The 17,036-nt window shown below is 42.3% G+C and carries 11 protein-coding genes; 6 read left to right on the top strand and 5 right to left on the bottom strand.

Annotation, left to right across the window (positions count from 1 at the left end):
- Positions 1-169: 169 nt before the first annotated feature.
- Positions 170-2,233 (bottom strand): hypothetical protein, encoded by a 2,064-nt coding sequence (locus R1T43_RS14710; protein WP_317350159.1) that lies wholly within the window; start codon positions 2,231-2,233, stop codon positions 170-172.
- Positions 2,234-2,432: 199 nt separating this feature from the next.
- On the opposite strand from R1T43_RS14710, the gene R1T43_RS14715 reads away from it, so the two are divergent.
- A protein-coding gene (locus R1T43_RS14715) for an IS3 family transposase (protein ID WP_410548979.1) occupies positions 2,433-3,637 on the top strand; the annotation gives its coding sequence in 2 pieces (ribosomal slippage) (positions 2,433-2,805 and positions 2,805-3,637; 1,206 coding nt in all).
- A 54-nt stretch (positions 3,638-3,691) separates the two neighbouring features.
- Here the strand turns inward: R1T43_RS14715 and ffh are convergent.
- Positions 3,692-5,122 (bottom strand): signal recognition particle protein, encoded by a 1,431-nt coding sequence (ffh, locus tag R1T43_RS14720; protein ID WP_211069656.1) that lies wholly within the window; start codon positions 5,120-5,122, stop codon positions 3,692-3,694.
- 322 nt (positions 5,123-5,444) lie between these two features.
- Between ffh and R1T43_RS14725 the strand changes: the two genes are divergently transcribed.
- Both R1T43_RS14725 and R1T43_RS14730 read left to right on the top strand, forming a co-directional pair.
- Positions 5,445-6,236 carry an inner membrane protein YpjD gene (locus R1T43_RS14725; RefSeq protein WP_317350163.1) on the top strand — a complete coding sequence of 264 codons (792 nt, stop codon included), beginning with the start codon at positions 5,445-5,447 and terminating at the stop codon, positions 6,234-6,236.
- A gap of 128 nt (positions 6,237-6,364) precedes the next feature.
- A complete protein-coding gene (locus tag R1T43_RS14730) occupies positions 6,365-7,657 on the top strand; it encodes an HlyC/CorC family transporter (protein ID WP_057793021.1) in 1,293 nt (430 codons plus the stop codon).
- On the opposite strand, the gene R1T43_RS14735 is transcribed toward R1T43_RS14730, so the two are convergent.
- Positions 7,654-7,842 carry a hypothetical protein gene (locus R1T43_RS14735; RefSeq protein ID WP_013784916.1) on the bottom strand — a complete coding sequence of 63 codons (189 nt, stop codon included), beginning with the start codon at positions 7,840-7,842 and terminating at the stop codon, positions 7,654-7,656. The genes R1T43_RS14730 and R1T43_RS14735 overlap by 4 nt on opposite strands.
- Before the next feature lie 165 nt (positions 7,843-8,007).
- The gene (sixA, locus tag R1T43_RS14740) at positions 8,008-8,520 is read right to left on the bottom strand and encodes a phosphohistidine phosphatase SixA (RefSeq protein WP_231518498.1); all 513 of its coding nucleotides are present in this window, start codon (positions 8,518-8,520) and stop codon (positions 8,008-8,010) included.
- 170 nt (positions 8,521-8,690) lie between these two features.
- Here sixA and R1T43_RS14745 point away from each other — a divergent pair, with 170 nt between their 5' ends.
- From R1T43_RS14745 to R1T43_RS14755, 3 genes are all read left to right on the top strand, one after another.
- On the top strand, positions 8,691-11,438 hold the full coding sequence (locus tag R1T43_RS14745) for an insulinase family protein (RefSeq protein ID WP_317350165.1): 2,748 nt from the start codon (positions 8,691-8,693) through the stop codon (positions 11,436-11,438).
- Between the two features lie 156 nt (positions 11,439-11,594).
- Entirely contained in the window at positions 11,595-16,148 is a 4,554-nt protein-coding gene (locus R1T43_RS14750; RefSeq protein WP_317350167.1) for an EAL domain-containing protein, read from the top strand.
- A gap of 192 nt (positions 16,149-16,340) precedes the next feature.
- Entirely contained in the window at positions 16,341-16,505 is a 165-nt protein-coding gene (locus tag R1T43_RS14755) for a hypothetical protein (protein ID WP_317350169.1), read from the top strand.
- 180 nt (positions 16,506-16,685) lie between these two features.
- Here the strand turns inward: R1T43_RS14755 and R1T43_RS14760 are convergent, their stop codons facing one another.
- Entirely contained in the window at positions 16,686-16,883 is a 198-nt protein-coding gene (locus tag R1T43_RS14760) for a hypothetical protein (RefSeq protein WP_211069659.1), read from the bottom strand.
- Between the last annotated feature and the right edge of the window lie 153 nt (positions 16,884-17,036).

Here is a 17,036-nt window from a genome sequence, read left to right on the forward strand (position 1 = left end):
TGTCTTACCTATAACGTACAAATTTACTCCTGTAGTGCCCCCTACCTTAAGCATAATTTATAGGCGCAAAAAAGGGGCTATTAACTAGCCCCTTCCAATTACTGCTTACCGAATTAAATACTCATAAAGCAGTATGACTATTTTATCGCGCCCTCTAGACGAAGCGATATTATTGGTTCAATAGCACAGATACCGATTCTGGCGCGGTGAAAGAAACACTATAGCTTGGTGCCATATCTCCCGATGCTTGATTGAGAATATTATCAAAACGCAGTACGGCATTGTTCGACTTTTCAGCCACGTAAACATGCCCATTGCTAAGCATCAAATCGACTGGGTTGCCTAACAGGCTTAACGGACCAGAGATAGAGACCGACATATCCGTTAGGCCACTTGCATTTCCAGCGCCTGGAATAACATAAAGCTTTCCATCGGTGGCATCAGCAGCACTACCCACATCAGAAATGACCAATGAATCGCTTTGCGCATCGTAGTCGATACCATGAATATTCGTAGGCGCGGTAACAGCCGTTCCCGACATTGCAGGCGTAATTAATCGGTCTTCACCATCAATAGTGTCCATACCGCTATTAAGTTTACGCACCACATCTTCAAATACGGCCACTGTACCGTTAGTCAGCGCTAAGAATGCTTGGTCTGTTGCTGCATCATAGTCAACATCCCACGGGCTAGCGCCGTTAAATGCCGTCAGCGAAAGCAACGGAGCAACATTACCTGCAGCACATGTTGAGAAGATACGAACACCTGGTGCGGTGGCATCTATATCGGCAACAAAAATAAGATTATCGTTTGATGAAACATCAATACCTTTAGGTGCAACAAGCCCTGTGCTATCACCGCTAATTTCATGGTCGTAAGACGTATTGTACATGCCGTCATCACGGGTAGTTTTAAGACGGTTTACTACCAATATGCCACCTGTACTGGTTGCCGTATCATCAAAGGTAATATACCCGTCGCCCACTGCGGTATAAGTTGCACTCTCAATACTAATAGTGCTATCGAAGCTAGCTAATTCACTGCTTAACGTGGCGCTATAGTGCATAACACCGCCGGTGGTATCGCCAGCTGTTCCAGGGTTACTGGTTACACTAATTCCCTTGATGGGCATGGTAGACAGACCATTGTCAGACGCGTCCATTTGCATTTCAACATCTGTTAATTCAGCAATTGATTCAGGTTTGCTGGTAGAGGTAACAAGGTCAGGGGCAATGTCGCCACTCTCACCACTAAATATGTTGGTGAAAACAAGAATAGCGTCATTGGATTTTTCGGCGACGCGCAGGGTAGAACCGGTAAGTGCAATATCAACTGGATTACCTAATACCGTTGATACACCGCTAATAGTTCTGGTAGGTACGGTAGCGCCATCGGCAGTGGCTGCACTGGCGAGCACAAATAGTTGACCATCGTCAGCTACGGCAGCATCACCAACATCCGATACCACTAATCTGTCTGACATAGGCTCGTAAACGATACCGTGGGCGTTTACAGAAATCTGATTTCCATCACTATCTGATGGCACGATAGTACGAGTCACCGTCGGGGCAAATTCGGAGGCTATCACATCATCATATACCGCTATGGTGCCATCGGTTAATGCCACGAATAACCTGTCGGCCTCTTCATCAAATGCCACATCCCAAGGTTGGGCTGCGGTTACTATTTCCGCTAGCGGCGCCACATCGCCGGCAGCTTGACTACCAAAAATACTAATACGCATACCAGTAAAGTCGGCCGCGAAGATGATGCCGGTCTTATTAGCAAATGCAATGCCTTTCGGGTTAGTTAACCCTGTATTTGCTCCACTAATGTCTGTGTCAGTATTAGTAGAATACATGCCTGATGTGCGGCTAGATAACGAACATAAAGTGCGTAACAAGGGCGTGTCGCTGTCTCCAGCCTGAACTAAGCTACCAGTTTGGGTGTAAACAATACCTTCGTTTGCCCCCGTAGTTAAGGTGTTAAGGGTATTCGCGTTTTGATCGACCAAGCTAACGGTGCCACTATTGCTCTCACCGTTATTGGCAATAAAAAATTGGCCTTGAGGCAAGCCTGGTGCGCCATTGCTACCATCGGCGCCATCCATACCATCAACGCCGTCTATACCATCTTTTCCGCTGTCGCCATTACAACCAGATAACAGCATGGCCACCGCCACAGAAATAGCCGTTAATTTAAGTGTGTTTGATGTTGTTTTTACTATTTTCATGCAGTGTAACTCCATTATACGTGCTCTCAGATTAAGTAGACGCGTGAAACTGCTTACGTCCTGTCACTTAAACCAAACGACTCACCTATAGAATTAGATGCAAGAAAATAAAAAAAGCCTCATTTCGTTAAATGAGGCTCTTAAATATGACCCATCCTAAATAGCGTTGACACTTTTCAAACTTAATTTGGAGAGTGCAATGAAACCAAATAGTAAAAGAACTCAACGTGATTATTCACTCGCTTTTAAACTGGCAGTTGTAGACCAAGTTGAAAAAGGCGAATTCACATATAAACAAGCGCAAGATCACTACGGAATCCAGGGGTGTTCAACTGTTTTAGTTTGGCTTCGTAAGTATGGTCGTTTAGATTGGATGAATGGAACACCGAAGTTTCTAAAGCGAGGCCACGTCGTGGATAAACCTAAAACAGAACTCACTCCCGAACAGCGAATTAAAGCGTTGGAGAAAGAGCTTGCTGATACGAAAATGAAAGCTGATTTCTTTGAAGCGGTCGTAAATGTCCTTGAAAGTGACTATGGAGTTAGCGTTGTAAAAAAGCGCAAAAGAAAGTCATCCAGGAAAAAGTGATATACGGGGTTTCCGTTTCTAAAGCTTGTCGTTACCTGAACATATCTCGGCAAGCCTACTACCAACACTGTGCTCGCTCCCTTAAGCGCGAAGCGCATGAGGATAGAGTTATTCAATTTGTCCGACAGGAGCGAATGACTCAGCCTCGTATCGGAGCTCGGAAGCTTAAGTATCTGCTTGCTAAGGTGAAGATAAATATTGGCAGAGACCACCTCTTTAATTTACTGAGAGAAAAACGACTACTGGTGCCGACAAAGCGCGCCTATCACAAAACAACGAACAGTCATCATCGGTTCCGTTGTCATCCCAACCTTATCAAAGCGGGTTTTAAAGCAGACAAGCCTAATCAGCTATGGGTAGCGGACATTACATACTTACCGACGCGAAGTGGAGAGAGTTACCTAAGTCTCATTACTGATGCTTATTCACGGAAGATTGTGGGCTATCAGGTTGACGATAATATGAGAACTGAATCAGTTAAGAAGGCGTTCACACTAGCACTTAAACAAAAAACGACAAATGAAAAGCTTGTACATCATTCTGATAGAGGCATACAGTATTGCTCTGAAGAGTATCAAAAACTCCACAACAAGTATAACGTCCAATGCTCCATGACAGATGGTTACGACTGCTATCAAAATGCTCTTGCAGAGCGAATAAATGGTATTCTGAAAAACGAATACTTGCTTACAAAACCTCGTAATTTAGAGGAGGCGAGAAAGATGGTCGCCGAATCCGTAGCAATCTATAATGACAGGCGGCCACATATGGCTCTAAAATACAAAACGCCCGATGAAATACATCGGGCGTTTTAACCGAAATAAGTGTCAACTTATTCTAGGACAAGTCAATATCATCAATTTTAAAGGCTATCTTGGAGGGAACATACCACCACCGCCGCCGAAGCCACCAGGGCCTCCGCCGCCACCAAATCCACCTGGACCGCCCGGCCCACCTGGAGGCATCATGCCTTTCATCTGGCGCATCATTTTCTTCATGCCGCCACCAGACATTTTTTTCATCATTTTTTGCATTTGAGTAAACTGCTTAAGTAAACGGTTTACATCTTGAATCTGGGTGCCAGAACCTGCAGCAATACGACGTTTGCGAGATCCCTTGATAATATCAGGGCGAGAACGTTCAGCGGGGGTCATCGAATTAATGATGGCTTCCATCTGATTGAACTGCTTGTCGTTGGCTTGCTCTTTGATTTTTTCAGACATACCGCCCATACCCGGCAGTTTGTCCATCATTCCCATCATGCCGCCCATGTTCTTCATTTGCTCAAGCTGATCTTTGAAATCTTGCAGATCGAAGCCCTTGCCTTTTTGAACTTTCTTGGCCAGTTTTTCCGCTTTATTGCGGTCTACCTTACGCTCTACTTCTTCAATTAAGCTGAGTACATCACCCATGCCTAAAATACGAGAAGCGATACGCTCTGGGTGGAAAGGCTCTAATGCATCGACTTTCTCGCCCATACCGATAAACTTAATAGGTTTACCTGTAATATGACGAACCGAAAGAGCTGCACCGCCTCTAGCATCACCATCGGCTTTCGTTAAGATAACACCGGTTAATGGTAGTGCATCGTTGAAAGCTTTTGCTGTGTTTGCCGCATCTTGACCTGTCATGGCATCTACCACGAATAAGGTTTCAATGGGCTTCACTGCAGCGTGTAAGTCTTTAATCTCGTCCATCATGTCGTTATCGACATGCAAACGACCCGCGGTATCTACAAGCAGTACATCAAAGAAATTTTTCTTCGCTTCATCGATGGCCCCTTCAACAATGTGAATAGGCGTTTGCAAAATAGTTGACGGGTGAAAAGATACATTCACTTCGCTGGCAAGGGTTTCCAATTGTTTGATCGCCGCTGGGCGATAAACATCGGCACTTACTACCATAACCTTTTTCTTTTCGCGTTCAGTTAGGTATTTAGCAAGTTTAGCCACTGAGGTGGTTTTACCCGCCCCTTGAAGGCCTGCCATTAAAATAACCGCAGGAGGCTGAGTGGCCAAGTTTAGCTTTTCATTAGCTTCACCCATCACCGCTTCTAGCTCAGACTGAACAATCTTAATAAAGATTTGACCAGGCTTGAGGCTCTTGGTGACTTCAGTCCCAACTGCACGCTCTTTAACTTGTGCAACGAAGGATTTAATAACCGGTAATGCAACATCCGCTTCAAGTAACGCCATGCGCACTTCGCGAAGCGTTTCTTTAATGTTGTCTTCTGTAAGACGCCCCTTACCACTGACATTTCGTAATGTCTGGCCTAAGCGTTCTGATAAATTTTCAAACATAGTATGAAACTTCTATTTATTTCAGACGTAATGCGCCTATTGTAACGTAAAAGGGCAACTTAACGTACCGTCTAGTGAAGGAAATTTATATCCTTTATTTACTACTCACGCATACAAGCTTGCCATGAGCCACCATTAAACTAATTCAAGTCGTTATTGTCTCACCTCGTAAGCTTGCATGCGAGTAAATTAAACGAACTCGATTGCTCCAATACATGGTACTTGCATAAAGAAAAACAAGGAGATGGTTGAATTTAAGCCCAACTTCCAGTATCAATACCGCCAGTATTGGTGATTAACACCATTTTTTACAGGAAACATCATGAACACCGCTTTCGCCATTGCCGCCGCCGCACTTTATGCTATGGCCGCTATTGTTTTACTTGGCAAATTTGTACATCAGGAAGGCCCAAACAAACGCTTAGGCCTAGGCATTGCTAGCTTAGGTGTTATCGCGCACATTGCGTTTCTGCTTAACGTTATTATGGTGGCGCCAGGGCAAGACATGAGTATTACCAATGTGCTGTCATTAGTGGCCTGGATAATCACCACCGCCATGCTGATTTTTGCCCGCGCTATTCCTAATCTTATTTTGCTTCCGGTAGTATTTGGGTTTGCTAGCTTATCGGTATTAGCTTCGCGGTTTATTCCTGTGTCCTATATTATGCATATAGAGTTGCAACCCGGGCTTGTGGTGCATATCAGCTTATCTTTATTTGCCTACTGCACTTTAGTTATAGCCTTTCTCTATGCCTTGCAGATGTCGTACATTACTTACCGATTAAAGCAAAAAGGCGCTACGCTACTCCATTCGTCTTTGCCGCCGCTAATGTTAGTAGAAGGTATTTTGTTCAAACTTTTGCTGGCGGGTACCTGTTTGTTATCGGTGTCGTTACTGAGCGGGTTTGTTTTCTTAGACGATATGTTTAATAAGACTTATGCGCATAAAACCGTGCTATCAAGTGCAGCTTTGGTGGTGTATTTAATATTGTTGGTAGGTCAAAAGCTTCGCGGATGGCGCGGTAAACAAGTGATATTTATGACAGTACTCGGTGTTATCTTACTGTCACTTGCATACTTCGGTAGTAAATTGGTTCGAGAAATATTGCTATAAATCGCCATTTATCCAAATGAATTAACCAAATTTACGTGCACACCTTGCGTATGCTGCGTATATTGCACATGTAGACCCAATTTCAAATTATAGTATTTGAACATCAATAAATGATAGGAACCCAATAGTTGGACGACATATCTACGAGTACGCTGTTTATCGCGCTCGGCGTACTCATATTACTTTCTGCGTATTTCTCTAGTTCTGAAACAGGCATGATGTCGATAAACCGATATCGCCTTAAGCACCTGCAAAACGAAGGCAATAAATCAGCTCAACGCGTTCAAAAACTTCTTGATCGCCCAGACAGGCTAATAGGTCTTATTTTAATAGGTAACAACCTTGTCAATATTGCCGCCTCATCGTTAGCGACAATAATTTGTATTCGCTTGTTTGGCGATTACTGGGGCTTGTTTGCAGCCACCTTTGGCTTAACTTTAATTTTGCTTATTTTCGCAGAAGTCACCCCAAAGACATTAGCTGCACTTTATCCTGAAAAAGTGGCCTTCCCAAGTTCAGTAATATTATTACCCTTGCTAACCATTCTTTACCCGTTTGTCGCTTTTATTAATGGCATCACCAATGGCATTTTAGCGCTGCTTAAAATTAGCCCTGCAGACGGCAATGACGACTCTTTAAGTCGCGAAGAATTACGTACCGTTGTTTACGAAGCGGGAAGCCTTATTCCCAAAAAACACCAAGATATGTTGGTGAGTATTTTGGATTTAGAGAGCGTAACAGCGGAAGATATTATGGTGCCAAGAGCTGAAATTGTTGCCATAGATATTAACGATGAATGGAAGCGAATTCAGAAGCACCTTACTCACGCTCAACATACCCGTGTGTTACTTTACCGCGATAGCATTGATGATGCGGTAGGGTTCGTACATGTGCGCGATGCACTACGCTTGTTGTCAAAAGATCAGTTCACTAAGTCAAGTCTGCTTCGTGCGGTAAGAGAAATATACTACACGCCAGAATCTACGCCATTACATACGTTGATGTATAAGTTCCAAGCAGAAAAAGAACGTATCGCGCTCGTTGTCGACGAGTATGGCGATATTATGGGCTTGGTTACATTAGAGGATATTCTTGAAGAAATCATCGGTGACTTCACCACCAGCATGGTGCCTGATCACAGTAAAGAAGCACACGTTCAGCAAGATGGCTCTGTATTGGTAGACGGCAGTGCTAATATTCGTGACCTGAACAAAGAAATGGATTGGAACTTGCCTACTGAAGGCCCGAAAACATTGAATGGGTTATTGCTAGAGTATTTAGAAGAGATTCCAGAGAACAAAGTGAGTGTTCGATTGGCAGGTTACCCGTTAGAGATTGTGGATATTACAGAAAACATGATCAAAACGGTTCGCATTATGCCGGAGTACTTCAACGCACCCCAGTCTGGCGCTTCAGACTAGATTTTATCTACTGCTTTTTGAGCACGTTTGGCAAGCACTTGCGCTTTTGCAGCCGCAACCTTGTCAGACAACGTAGACAATTTTGTAATAATGTCCTGCATCTCCTCGTCTTCGCGCAAATCTGCTTCCGCCATGTGCGACTGCAATGAACGCTTGAGGAGTTCAGGAATAGATTTGCTGGTCATTCCCCACCCTGCTTTCGAATAAACTTTGACACTCTCAATATTTATTATCGGTCAAAAACAAAACTTCTGAAGCAAAATTCACAAATAAATCTTTAGTCTAATGTAACCATGGTTGTTCAAGCCAGATACACCACGTGCATTGACCTTTTATCGCCATTTAAACCTTCAGCCTTGGTAATGCGTTACCAAGGTGCCTTTTTGTGTTCTGAGCGAGTATCGAATGACGGCAATGGAGGCTGTAGCGAATAAACTGGTTGTATAAGACTGGCACAATGCGTCAACCAAATAGCTGACTAATGGCATGTGGCTAACCACTAATATTCGTTTGAGGGGTTGTTTAGAATTCACAGCACTGTGAATGCGCGCCGATAAATAATCGCTAACCAATTCCGCCGAACCATCTGGAATAATATCTTCATTCACTTCGACTTTATCAGCGACGATATCGAGGGAGACCATATCAAGGGTCTGACGCGTTCTGCGATAAGGGCTGATTAGCGCCAAATCCACGGCGTTATCAGGACAATAATTCGCACACAACCACTGCGTAGCGGCCGACGATTGCTGTCTACCAACTTGAGTGAGCTGCCGACTTTTGTCATCCAAACGCGGTGCTTCTGCCTCTCCGTGGCGCATGATAAATAAAAAAATGTCGTCGTTGCTACTTTGACCTGACATAACATTACGCATACTATGTTTTAAGTGCAGTTACGATAACAGAGTGCTTTAATTACGCATAGCACAAAACCTAAATAGTGGTTATTAAACTGTATTATTTCATTTCAGGGATTGTGAGCAGTTCGTGGTTTTCCTGACAATTTTGTCTTGAGTTATTACAATGAGATCATGTGACTAACGTTCAAAAGTTTGATAACGCATACCATCTTACCTTGCCTAACGGTCTAAGGGTTATGTTATGCCATGAGCCACAATCCAGCACCTCCTATGTTTCTATGGCGGTTCGTGCGGGTCATTTTTACGATCCAAACGAATGTCAGGGGCTAGCCCATTTACTAGAACACATGCTTTTTATGGGAAGTCGACATTTTCCAAACCCAAATAGTATCAATGGATTCATCGAGCAACATGGCGGTAATATTAACGCGTGGACAGGCACTGAATATGCGAATTATCATTATCAGTGTGACGGTTCTGCGATTGCCCAAACCCTGCCGGCCTTTGCCGATATGTTGCGCCAGCCCATCTTAAATGAAACCGCGCTAACAAATGAAATCAAATCCATTGATGCAGAGTTTCAGTTTAAAATTAAAGACGACTTACGCCGGCTTTATCAAATTCACAAAGAAACGTGTAATCCTGCTCACCCCTTCTCCAAATTTTCTGTTGGCAATGCTGATATATTTTCAAAACACGAAGTTAGCAGCCTTCGCGAGGCATTAAGAGCTCTGCACAAACAGTATTATTGTGGACGCAATATGTGTTTGTGTATTTCAAGTCCGGTTCCCATTGCTCAGTTAGAAGCGTTGATAACACAGAGCTTTTCAAGTTTTGAGGCTGGCGCGTTAGCCAGTGATTCTTGGCCTGCGCTTTATTCCTCTTCTCAGCTTGGTATTCAAATTAATATCAAACCGCTACAAACAGCGCGGCGAATGATAGTAACCTTTGCATTGCCTGGTATTCACAACGATATCGATACCAAACCGCTAAATTATATTAGTCATTTACTTGGCGATGAAGGCGAAGGCAGTTTACTTGCCTACTTAAAGAGCCAAAACTGGGCGGTAAATCTAATTGCTGGTTCGGGTATTGAAGGCGACAAATTCAAAGACTTCAATATTAGCTTTCAGCTAACAGAGCTTGGGTTAGCAAACCAACACCATGTGGTAATGGCACTATTTAGTTACTTAGAATTGGTTAAGCTCTCTATTAATGATTCATGGCGATTCGAAGAGAAAGCACAACTTACCGCACTAGCACTAGAATATGAAGAAAACGTTAAGCCGCTAACGATGGTTAGCGAATTTGCTCAGCATCAATTTTTATTCACTCCGGAGCAACTAAGAAAGCTTCGCACGAGTATTGGTAGCTACGATGGCGCAGTTATGAAAGAGGCCTTGTCGTTCTTTACGCCGTTTAATATTCGATTAAAAGTAATCTCTCCGGATGTAGAAACCGACAGAAGCTGCGCATATTACAATGCAAGATACCGTGTTCAGCCTATTGCTGAAGAACAATTGAACGCCTTTGCGTCACCAATAACGATTGAAGCATTATCACTGCCCCCTCCGAACCCCTATTTGGGGGAAAGCTATGCGTTAGTATTACCCGAAACAGGATTCGATAACCCTACACAACTGGTTGATAAAGACGGTGTGCGCTTTTGGTTTGCGCAAGACCAACAGTTTTTTAGCCCCAAGGGCGACATTTATGTCTCGTTTGATATGGTGCATTTTTCTGATTCTTTAACCGCGGTTGCTGCTAAGCGAATTTGGTTAAGTGCATTAAATGACTACCTGCAAGCCAAGTATTACCGCGCCGAAATTGCGGGTCTGCATTATCGAATTTATGGCCACCAAGCTGGCTTTACACTGCATACCCGAGGCTTTACCAATCAGCAGATGTTATTAGCAGAGCAGTTACTAGAAGCGGTCTTATCGTTTAAACCATCAGAGTTTAATTTTCAGCATTACAAACAAATGCAGCTTCAGAATTTACAGAACTCATTGTTAAACAAACCAACTAACCGCTTGTTCTCTAGGTTGAGTGTGTTGATACAGCGTAATACTCAAGCCCCAATAGAATTACTGCAAGCCGTAGCCAACACATCTTATGAAGATATGATTAAAGTGCGTGACACTGCATTTGACGATTATTTCATAGAAAGCTTTGTGCATGGCAATTGGGCCAGCAAGCAAGCAATGGAGTTCGCAAACACTATTGATCGTAAATGTGATAACACCAGCGGTGCACCTTTGTCTCGCGCGGTATCAAAACTACCCGTTGGCGAAGCTTTTTATCATCAAGTCAGTTGTGAGCACGACGATGCGGCTGTTGTGCTGTATTTACAAGCCCCCACTGCAGGCCTTCACGACACTGCACTTTGTATGGTGTTAGAGCAAATGTTGGCGGCACCATTTTTCAATGCGCTTCGAACAGAACAGCAGTTGGGCTACATTGTCGGAACTGGCTATGTTCCCCACAATCAACACCCTGGGATGGCATTTTATGTGCAAAGCCCTAATAACAATGCCAAAACGCTGCTTGATGCCATGACCGTATTTCTGTTTCAGCAGTTAGAAGAAATCGAGTTTTATCGTTTTTATTGGTCTACCATCAAACAGAATTTATTAAAGCAACTAGAAGAGCGTGACCTTAATTTGTCGATGAAGTCGCAAAGACTATGGATAAGCTTAGGTACGCAAGATTTAAGCTTTAACAGAAATACACAACTTGCTGAGTGTATTAGTGCGTTGAGTTTTGAAGATATACAAAGTTACGCTCATCAACTTGCCAAGCGAGAGCGTTGCGGAGAGTTGATTCTATTTGCAGAAGGTAAGTATGAAAAACTAGAAACGCCAAAGCACAGAACCATAAATGGAATTTCTGAGTTTAAATCCCAAATTCCTTATTACTAGCAAAAGATGGTTAACAATTGAACCATCACCCTCCTATAACTAAAAATCGCTTGTAGAGCCCGCGTTATTTCGGCATATTTATTATTCTGGCTGTTAGGGACGCGGCCAGCCTAACTATAAATTATAATGATAAGGCGTAATGCCAAAGGTGTGTAGGTGCGCTCAACCCTAGCTTACTCAGTTATAGTCATATGGCTTCAACTGCTCGGAGTCATTTTCTCCGATGCGGCGGCCATAGAAGTTGCTGATTTACAATTTACTGAGTTAGATAATCGAGATGGGTTATCTAGTACCGTTGTCCTCGACATTGCCGAAGACGACAAGGGATACATATGGCTTGCGACAATGAATGGCTTGAATCGTTATTCAGGCTATGACATCAAACAGTACCACCCTTCTGATATAGACCCTAATGCACTTCCCAGCGGCTTTATTCAAAAATTATTAGTTGATTCAGAGGGGACACTTTGGATAGCAACACATTCTGGATTGGCTAAATACCAACCTGAAACAGATGATTTTAAAACATTCTCTAGTGAAAACACCGCCATAAAACTTGATTTAATTACCACCATCAGCGAGTCAACAAACGGCGATATACTTTTTACTGATTCAAAATTCCTTTACTCACTATCAAGAGATGAAGAAAAAGTTAGAGTCGTTACGAAAGCTTTTGACGCGCCAAGTAATATAAAGGTTGTATTTGATGAGAGTTCTAAAATATGGATTGGTTCGAATGAAGCTGGCGCTAAAATTTTTGATAAATCGGACTATCAAATATATAACTTGGATAAAGTAAATCCATGGGGAATAGATATTTCATTTGGGGCTTTACGTGACATTATTGTCATCGAAGGTAATTATTGGTTGGCTACTGACAGAGGCGTTTTCATTTTAGGAAACAGGGGCAATTTAATTCGCTCTATTGATAAAGAACTGTTGTCGAAAAAGCATGATTTAAATGTACTCAGTATCGAGAGAGTTTCTGATTCAGCTTGGATTGGAACAGATGCAGGGCTCTTTATTGTCCATGAAAACATAGACGCACCGGCAAAAATTACCACATCTAGCCTAACCCATGTGGATGCATCCACGGAAAATGTAACTGGATTAAATCAAAATCTTATCTTTAATCTTCAGAAAGACGGTACTGGAGGTGTATGGTTAGGTACACTTCAAGGAGCCTTTCGATTCCACAAAAATTACTCTGAGGTTAAATTTCACCCCAGTTTTAAAGAAAACAATTCCGATAAGCCGATTGAAGCTACGATTTGGGGTTTAGCTCAAAACTCTGAAGGTGAAATTTTATTTGCATCTCAAAACCGGGGTGTTGGCGCTTTACATGAAGTAACAGGAAAGCTCTCTTACTTAACAAAACATCCTAAACCACAAGAAAGTACAACCTTCTGGGATTTAGCCGTAGATCAAAATAATACTTATTGGGTAGCCTCCTCTGATGGTCTTCTAGCTTACAGAAGAGAAGGCAATAACCTTCATCTCGTTAATCATTTTTTTGAAGGGCAATTCATAGATTATATACACCAAGATACAAACTCTCTCTGGGTGTGGTTAGACGAAGATGGCCTGTATTCAATTGATTTAAAAAAATCCAGCAATCAGTCTTATGAGTCACTGGTTACAAAACGAAGAGTAGAGTCTAATTCGACTTTTCACCTACCGATCTTTACAGATTCTAATAATCGAGTTTGGCTTCGCCATAAAGACGGTGTCCTAATATACAGCGCTAAGAGCGATCAAGTTGAACAGGAGCTCGGTAAACAAAGTGGTATAAATTCACTAGTTTATAGCGTTTATGAGACATCGGATGCTCTATGGCTAACTACTCGTTCAGACGGCGTCGTAAAGTTAAACAAAAATACTTTTGAAGTTATTCAAAAACAGAGTAGAGATGGTGGTGACGGATATATTTTCTCTTCTGTAGGAATAATGGATTCTATCTGGTATGCAGATAGTGCAGGCGTACATCAGATTGAGCTCCCCTCTCTTCAAGAAGTCACAACGATATCAAATGCACAGTTAGAATTTAACTCCCTTGGTGAAAGCGCGATTTTAGCGACATCGGAGGGGGATATTTATTTCGGTGGTAATAAAGGCTTTAATAAAATTGCTAAATCATCCTCTAACTTTGACCATCAAGTAAAAACATTATCACCAGAACTTTTTGGGTTCAGCGTATTTGGCCAACCCAAATTTAATGGTCAAGAACTACTCAACACTGAAAATGGCCTAGTCGAAAATAACGTCTCTAAAGTAGAAAATATAACTTATGATCAAGTAAAAGTACTAGAGTACTTTGAGTCGAGATTTAGCGTTTCATTTGGTCTTATCAACCCCGTCTACCCCGATGAAGTATACTATCGATACCGCCTGAAAGGTTTAGATAATATTTGGGTTTACAACAGCAAAAATAGAAAAGCTCAGTTCAATAATATCTCGTTCGGTAATTATCTATTTGAAGTTCAAGCCAGAGAATCAGGCAAAAGCTGGTCAGATAGTCGAACTCTTGAGCTGAAAATATCCAGACCCCCTTGGTTGCATTCAGTCGCATTAGTTTTTTATGCACTAATACTTACCATTGTTTTGGCCTTTATCATTCGACAGTACCAATTACGTAAATCGAATCAACTTTCCATACGTGAATCAGAAGAGCGACTCAAACTTACTTTATGGAGCTCTGGTGACGAACTATGGGATTGGGACGTATATCGAGGCCAAGTATATCGAGCAAACACATGGGGTACGTTAGACTTCCCGCAAGACGATATAAGAACCACGGGCGCCTACGACGCTAATATTCATCCTAATGATATTGGTCGCGTTAGAGATGCATTACGCAGCCATTTAGAAGGCAAGAGTGACTTCTATGAGCTTGCCTATCGCGCTAAAACTTTTAAAAACCAATGGATATGGTTACTAGATCGCGGAAAAGTGGTTGAACGGGATCATAACCAGCAGCCGGTTCGAATGACCGGAACCTTGAAGAATATTAACCACCTAAAAGAAGCCGAAGAACAGCTAAACCTGTTTAAGCGCTCAATTGAAAATATCTCTGAGGGTGTTTTCATTACTACCACCCAGTTCAAATTTATTTCAGTGAATAACGCTTACTGTAGCTATACAGGTGAAACTAGAGAACAAGCCCTTGCGAGCTACCTGCATTTCCATTTGTATCCCGATGCGTTTACAGAAGAGATTAAAAAGACACTGAAAACCAAAGGTAATTGGTCGGGTGAAGTAGAATCAGTTCGCGTTAATGGTGAACGTTACGAAATGGAACTAAACATAGATGCAGTACACGATGACGACGGAAAGATAAGTCATTTCGTGGGTGTATTTAGCGACATCACCTCACGTAAGAGTACCGAAAAAGAATTACTTAAACTGGCTAATATCGACCCACTCACTGAGCTTCCTAACCGCTCGTTCTACCAAGCAAGTCATCAGAACTTAGTCCGTAAAGGGGCTCCTCACACTTTGCTGTGTTTAGACATGGACAACTTCAAGAAGATAAATGACTCGCTAGGCCACCAAACTGGCGACATCTTAATTAAACAAATTGCCAAACGCCTACAACGTATTACGGGTAAAAATGCTACATGTTACCGACTTGGTGGCGATGAGTTCAGTGTCTTAATGGAAGATAGTGCAGATATTCATACTGTCACCCATTATGCACAAAACTTACTCGATACCCTTGCTCGCCCGTTCATTATCAATAAGCAAGAGTTTGTGTTGGGCGCAAGCCTAGGGATAGCTTTTTTCCCTGACGACGGTAATACGCCACAAGAGATGCTAAAAAATGCCGACACCGCCATGTACTTTGCAAAAAATAATGGTGGTAATAGCTATCAATTCTTCAGCGGTGAAATGAACCAAAATGCAGTTCGTCAGTTGCAAATCGAAAACTTAATTCGCCAAGGTATTAAAGACGACTTATTTACGGTTTACTACCAACCAAAAGTTGATATCGCTTCTGGTAAACTGGTGAGTATGGAAGCGTTAGTGCGCTTTGAACACCCTCAGAAAGGCATAGTGAGTCCTGGGCAATTTATTCCCCTTGCTGAGCAAACAGGTCAGATCATCGAAATTGGTGAACAGGTATTACGTAAAGCCTGTATAGATACCAAACGCTGGGTCTCTCAAGGCTTATTTACCGGTCGCGTAGCCGTGAATATCTCTGTTAAGCAATTCGAACTTCCAGATTTAGACGACAGAATTAACCGTATTTTAAGTGAAGTTGGCCTATCCCCACTTCATTTAGAGTGTGAAATTACCGAAGGGACTTTAATGGAAGACCCTGAAAATGGTCTTCGGATGATGAGCCGCCTGAGAGAGCGCGGTATACACCTTGCCCTTGATGATTTTGGTACTGGGTACTCTTCCTTGGCCTATCTGAAGCGATTCCCACTCAATACGCTTAAAATAGATAAGGCCTTTATTGACGATATCGCTAAAAGTAGCGTAGACCGTCATATGGCAGCAGCAATAATTAATATCGCCCACAACCTAGGCTTAAAAGTAGTGGCTGAAGGGGTTGAGGAAGAAGAGCAGCTTAATATTTTACGTCGCTATGATTGCGAAATGCTACAGGGCTTTTTATACAGCCGCCCGCTTAATGCTGAGCGTTTTGAAAAATTACTTACCGAAAATCAAAAACTTCACAACCTGCTCGGCCATTCAAACATCTGACTATTTTTTGGCGCTTACTACTTTTGACTAATTCAAGTGTCAAAAAATGCACCAAAAACAATTTTAAACCATTAAAATCAACAACTTAAAAAGTTGGCACATCTCTCGCAATATCTTCTGTAACCGGTAAACATCCTTTCTATCGGTTTTGTTTGTTCGTTCTTAAAATAAAAAAATCAGAGGAATATTAAAATGTTAAAAGAGTATGCTGTTGCATTAGTACTATCTACCGCTACCCCTGTTGCTGCTGATAACCAAGAAGGCGCTAAGCAAGCCCCTGAGCAGCAAAAAGAGTCTGTAACCCAACCTCAAAACTACCGCCCTAAAAGTGGTAATGGCTATGGTGTAGGCTTATAATAGCCTCGAAGAATTCCAAAAAAGAGAGCATAGACTCTCTTTTTTTATACCTGAAATTCAGCTTTGCGCCGAATGCATAGGCTTAACGAGGGATAGGAAGGGGTTATTCTTGCTTTAAAAGCTTCAAAGGCTTTAAGCGCTTCAAACATAACTGGGCTTCTATAGCCTTTCTGTAGCTGTTTAAGCTTCTACCATTAGATTATTAAACCCCACAGCCCTGCGCCAATGTATATGTCTGGCAATACCGAACAAAGGGAATACAAAAGGCCCTATCACTAACGCAAGCGCTGCCCAATACTTAGCATTCATTCCCCACTTCACAGCCTCAACATAAAAGAAAACACTACTTAATAGGCTTATCGAAATTAAAACAAACAAAAAGCACTCCTACTTCGCCCATCATTTAAGAGAATTAAAAACTCTTTTAAATACAACGCCAAAATTTTGACTGGGATTTTTTAAACTGCGGGATTGTACTGAAAATTGACTAGTAAACCAGCAAAATTAATCATTACATACAAAAAAGCCGGG

This window comes from Alteromonas sp. CI.11.F.A3 (genome assembly GCF_032925565.1).
Classification (GTDB): Bacteria; Pseudomonadota; Gammaproteobacteria; order Enterobacterales; family Alteromonadaceae; genus Alteromonas.

What these genes read in the sequence shown, in the direction of transcription:
- R1T43_RS14755 (WP_317350169.1), top strand. Translation starts at nt 16,341, where the DNA reads ATGTTAAAAGAGTATGCTGTTGCATTAGTACTATCTACCGCTACCCCT.
- R1T43_RS14725 (WP_317350163.1), top strand. Translation starts at nt 5,445, where the DNA reads ATGAACACCGCTTTCGCCATTGCCGCCGCCGCACTTTATGCTATGGCC.
- R1T43_RS14735 (WP_013784916.1), bottom strand. Translation starts at nt 7,842, where the DNA reads ATGACCAGCAAATCTATTCCTGAACTCCTCAAGCGTTCATTGCAGTCG.
- R1T43_RS14710 (WP_317350159.1), bottom strand. Translation starts at nt 2,233, where the DNA reads ATGAAAATAGTAAAAACAACATCAAACACACTTAAATTAACGGCTATT.
- ffh (WP_211069656.1), bottom strand. Translation starts at nt 5,122, where the DNA reads ATGTTTGAAAATTTATCAGAACGCTTAGGCCAGACATTACGAAATGTC.
- sixA (WP_231518498.1), bottom strand. Translation starts at nt 8,520, where the DNA reads ATGTCAGGTCAAAGTAGCAACGACGACATTTTTTTATTTATCATGCGC.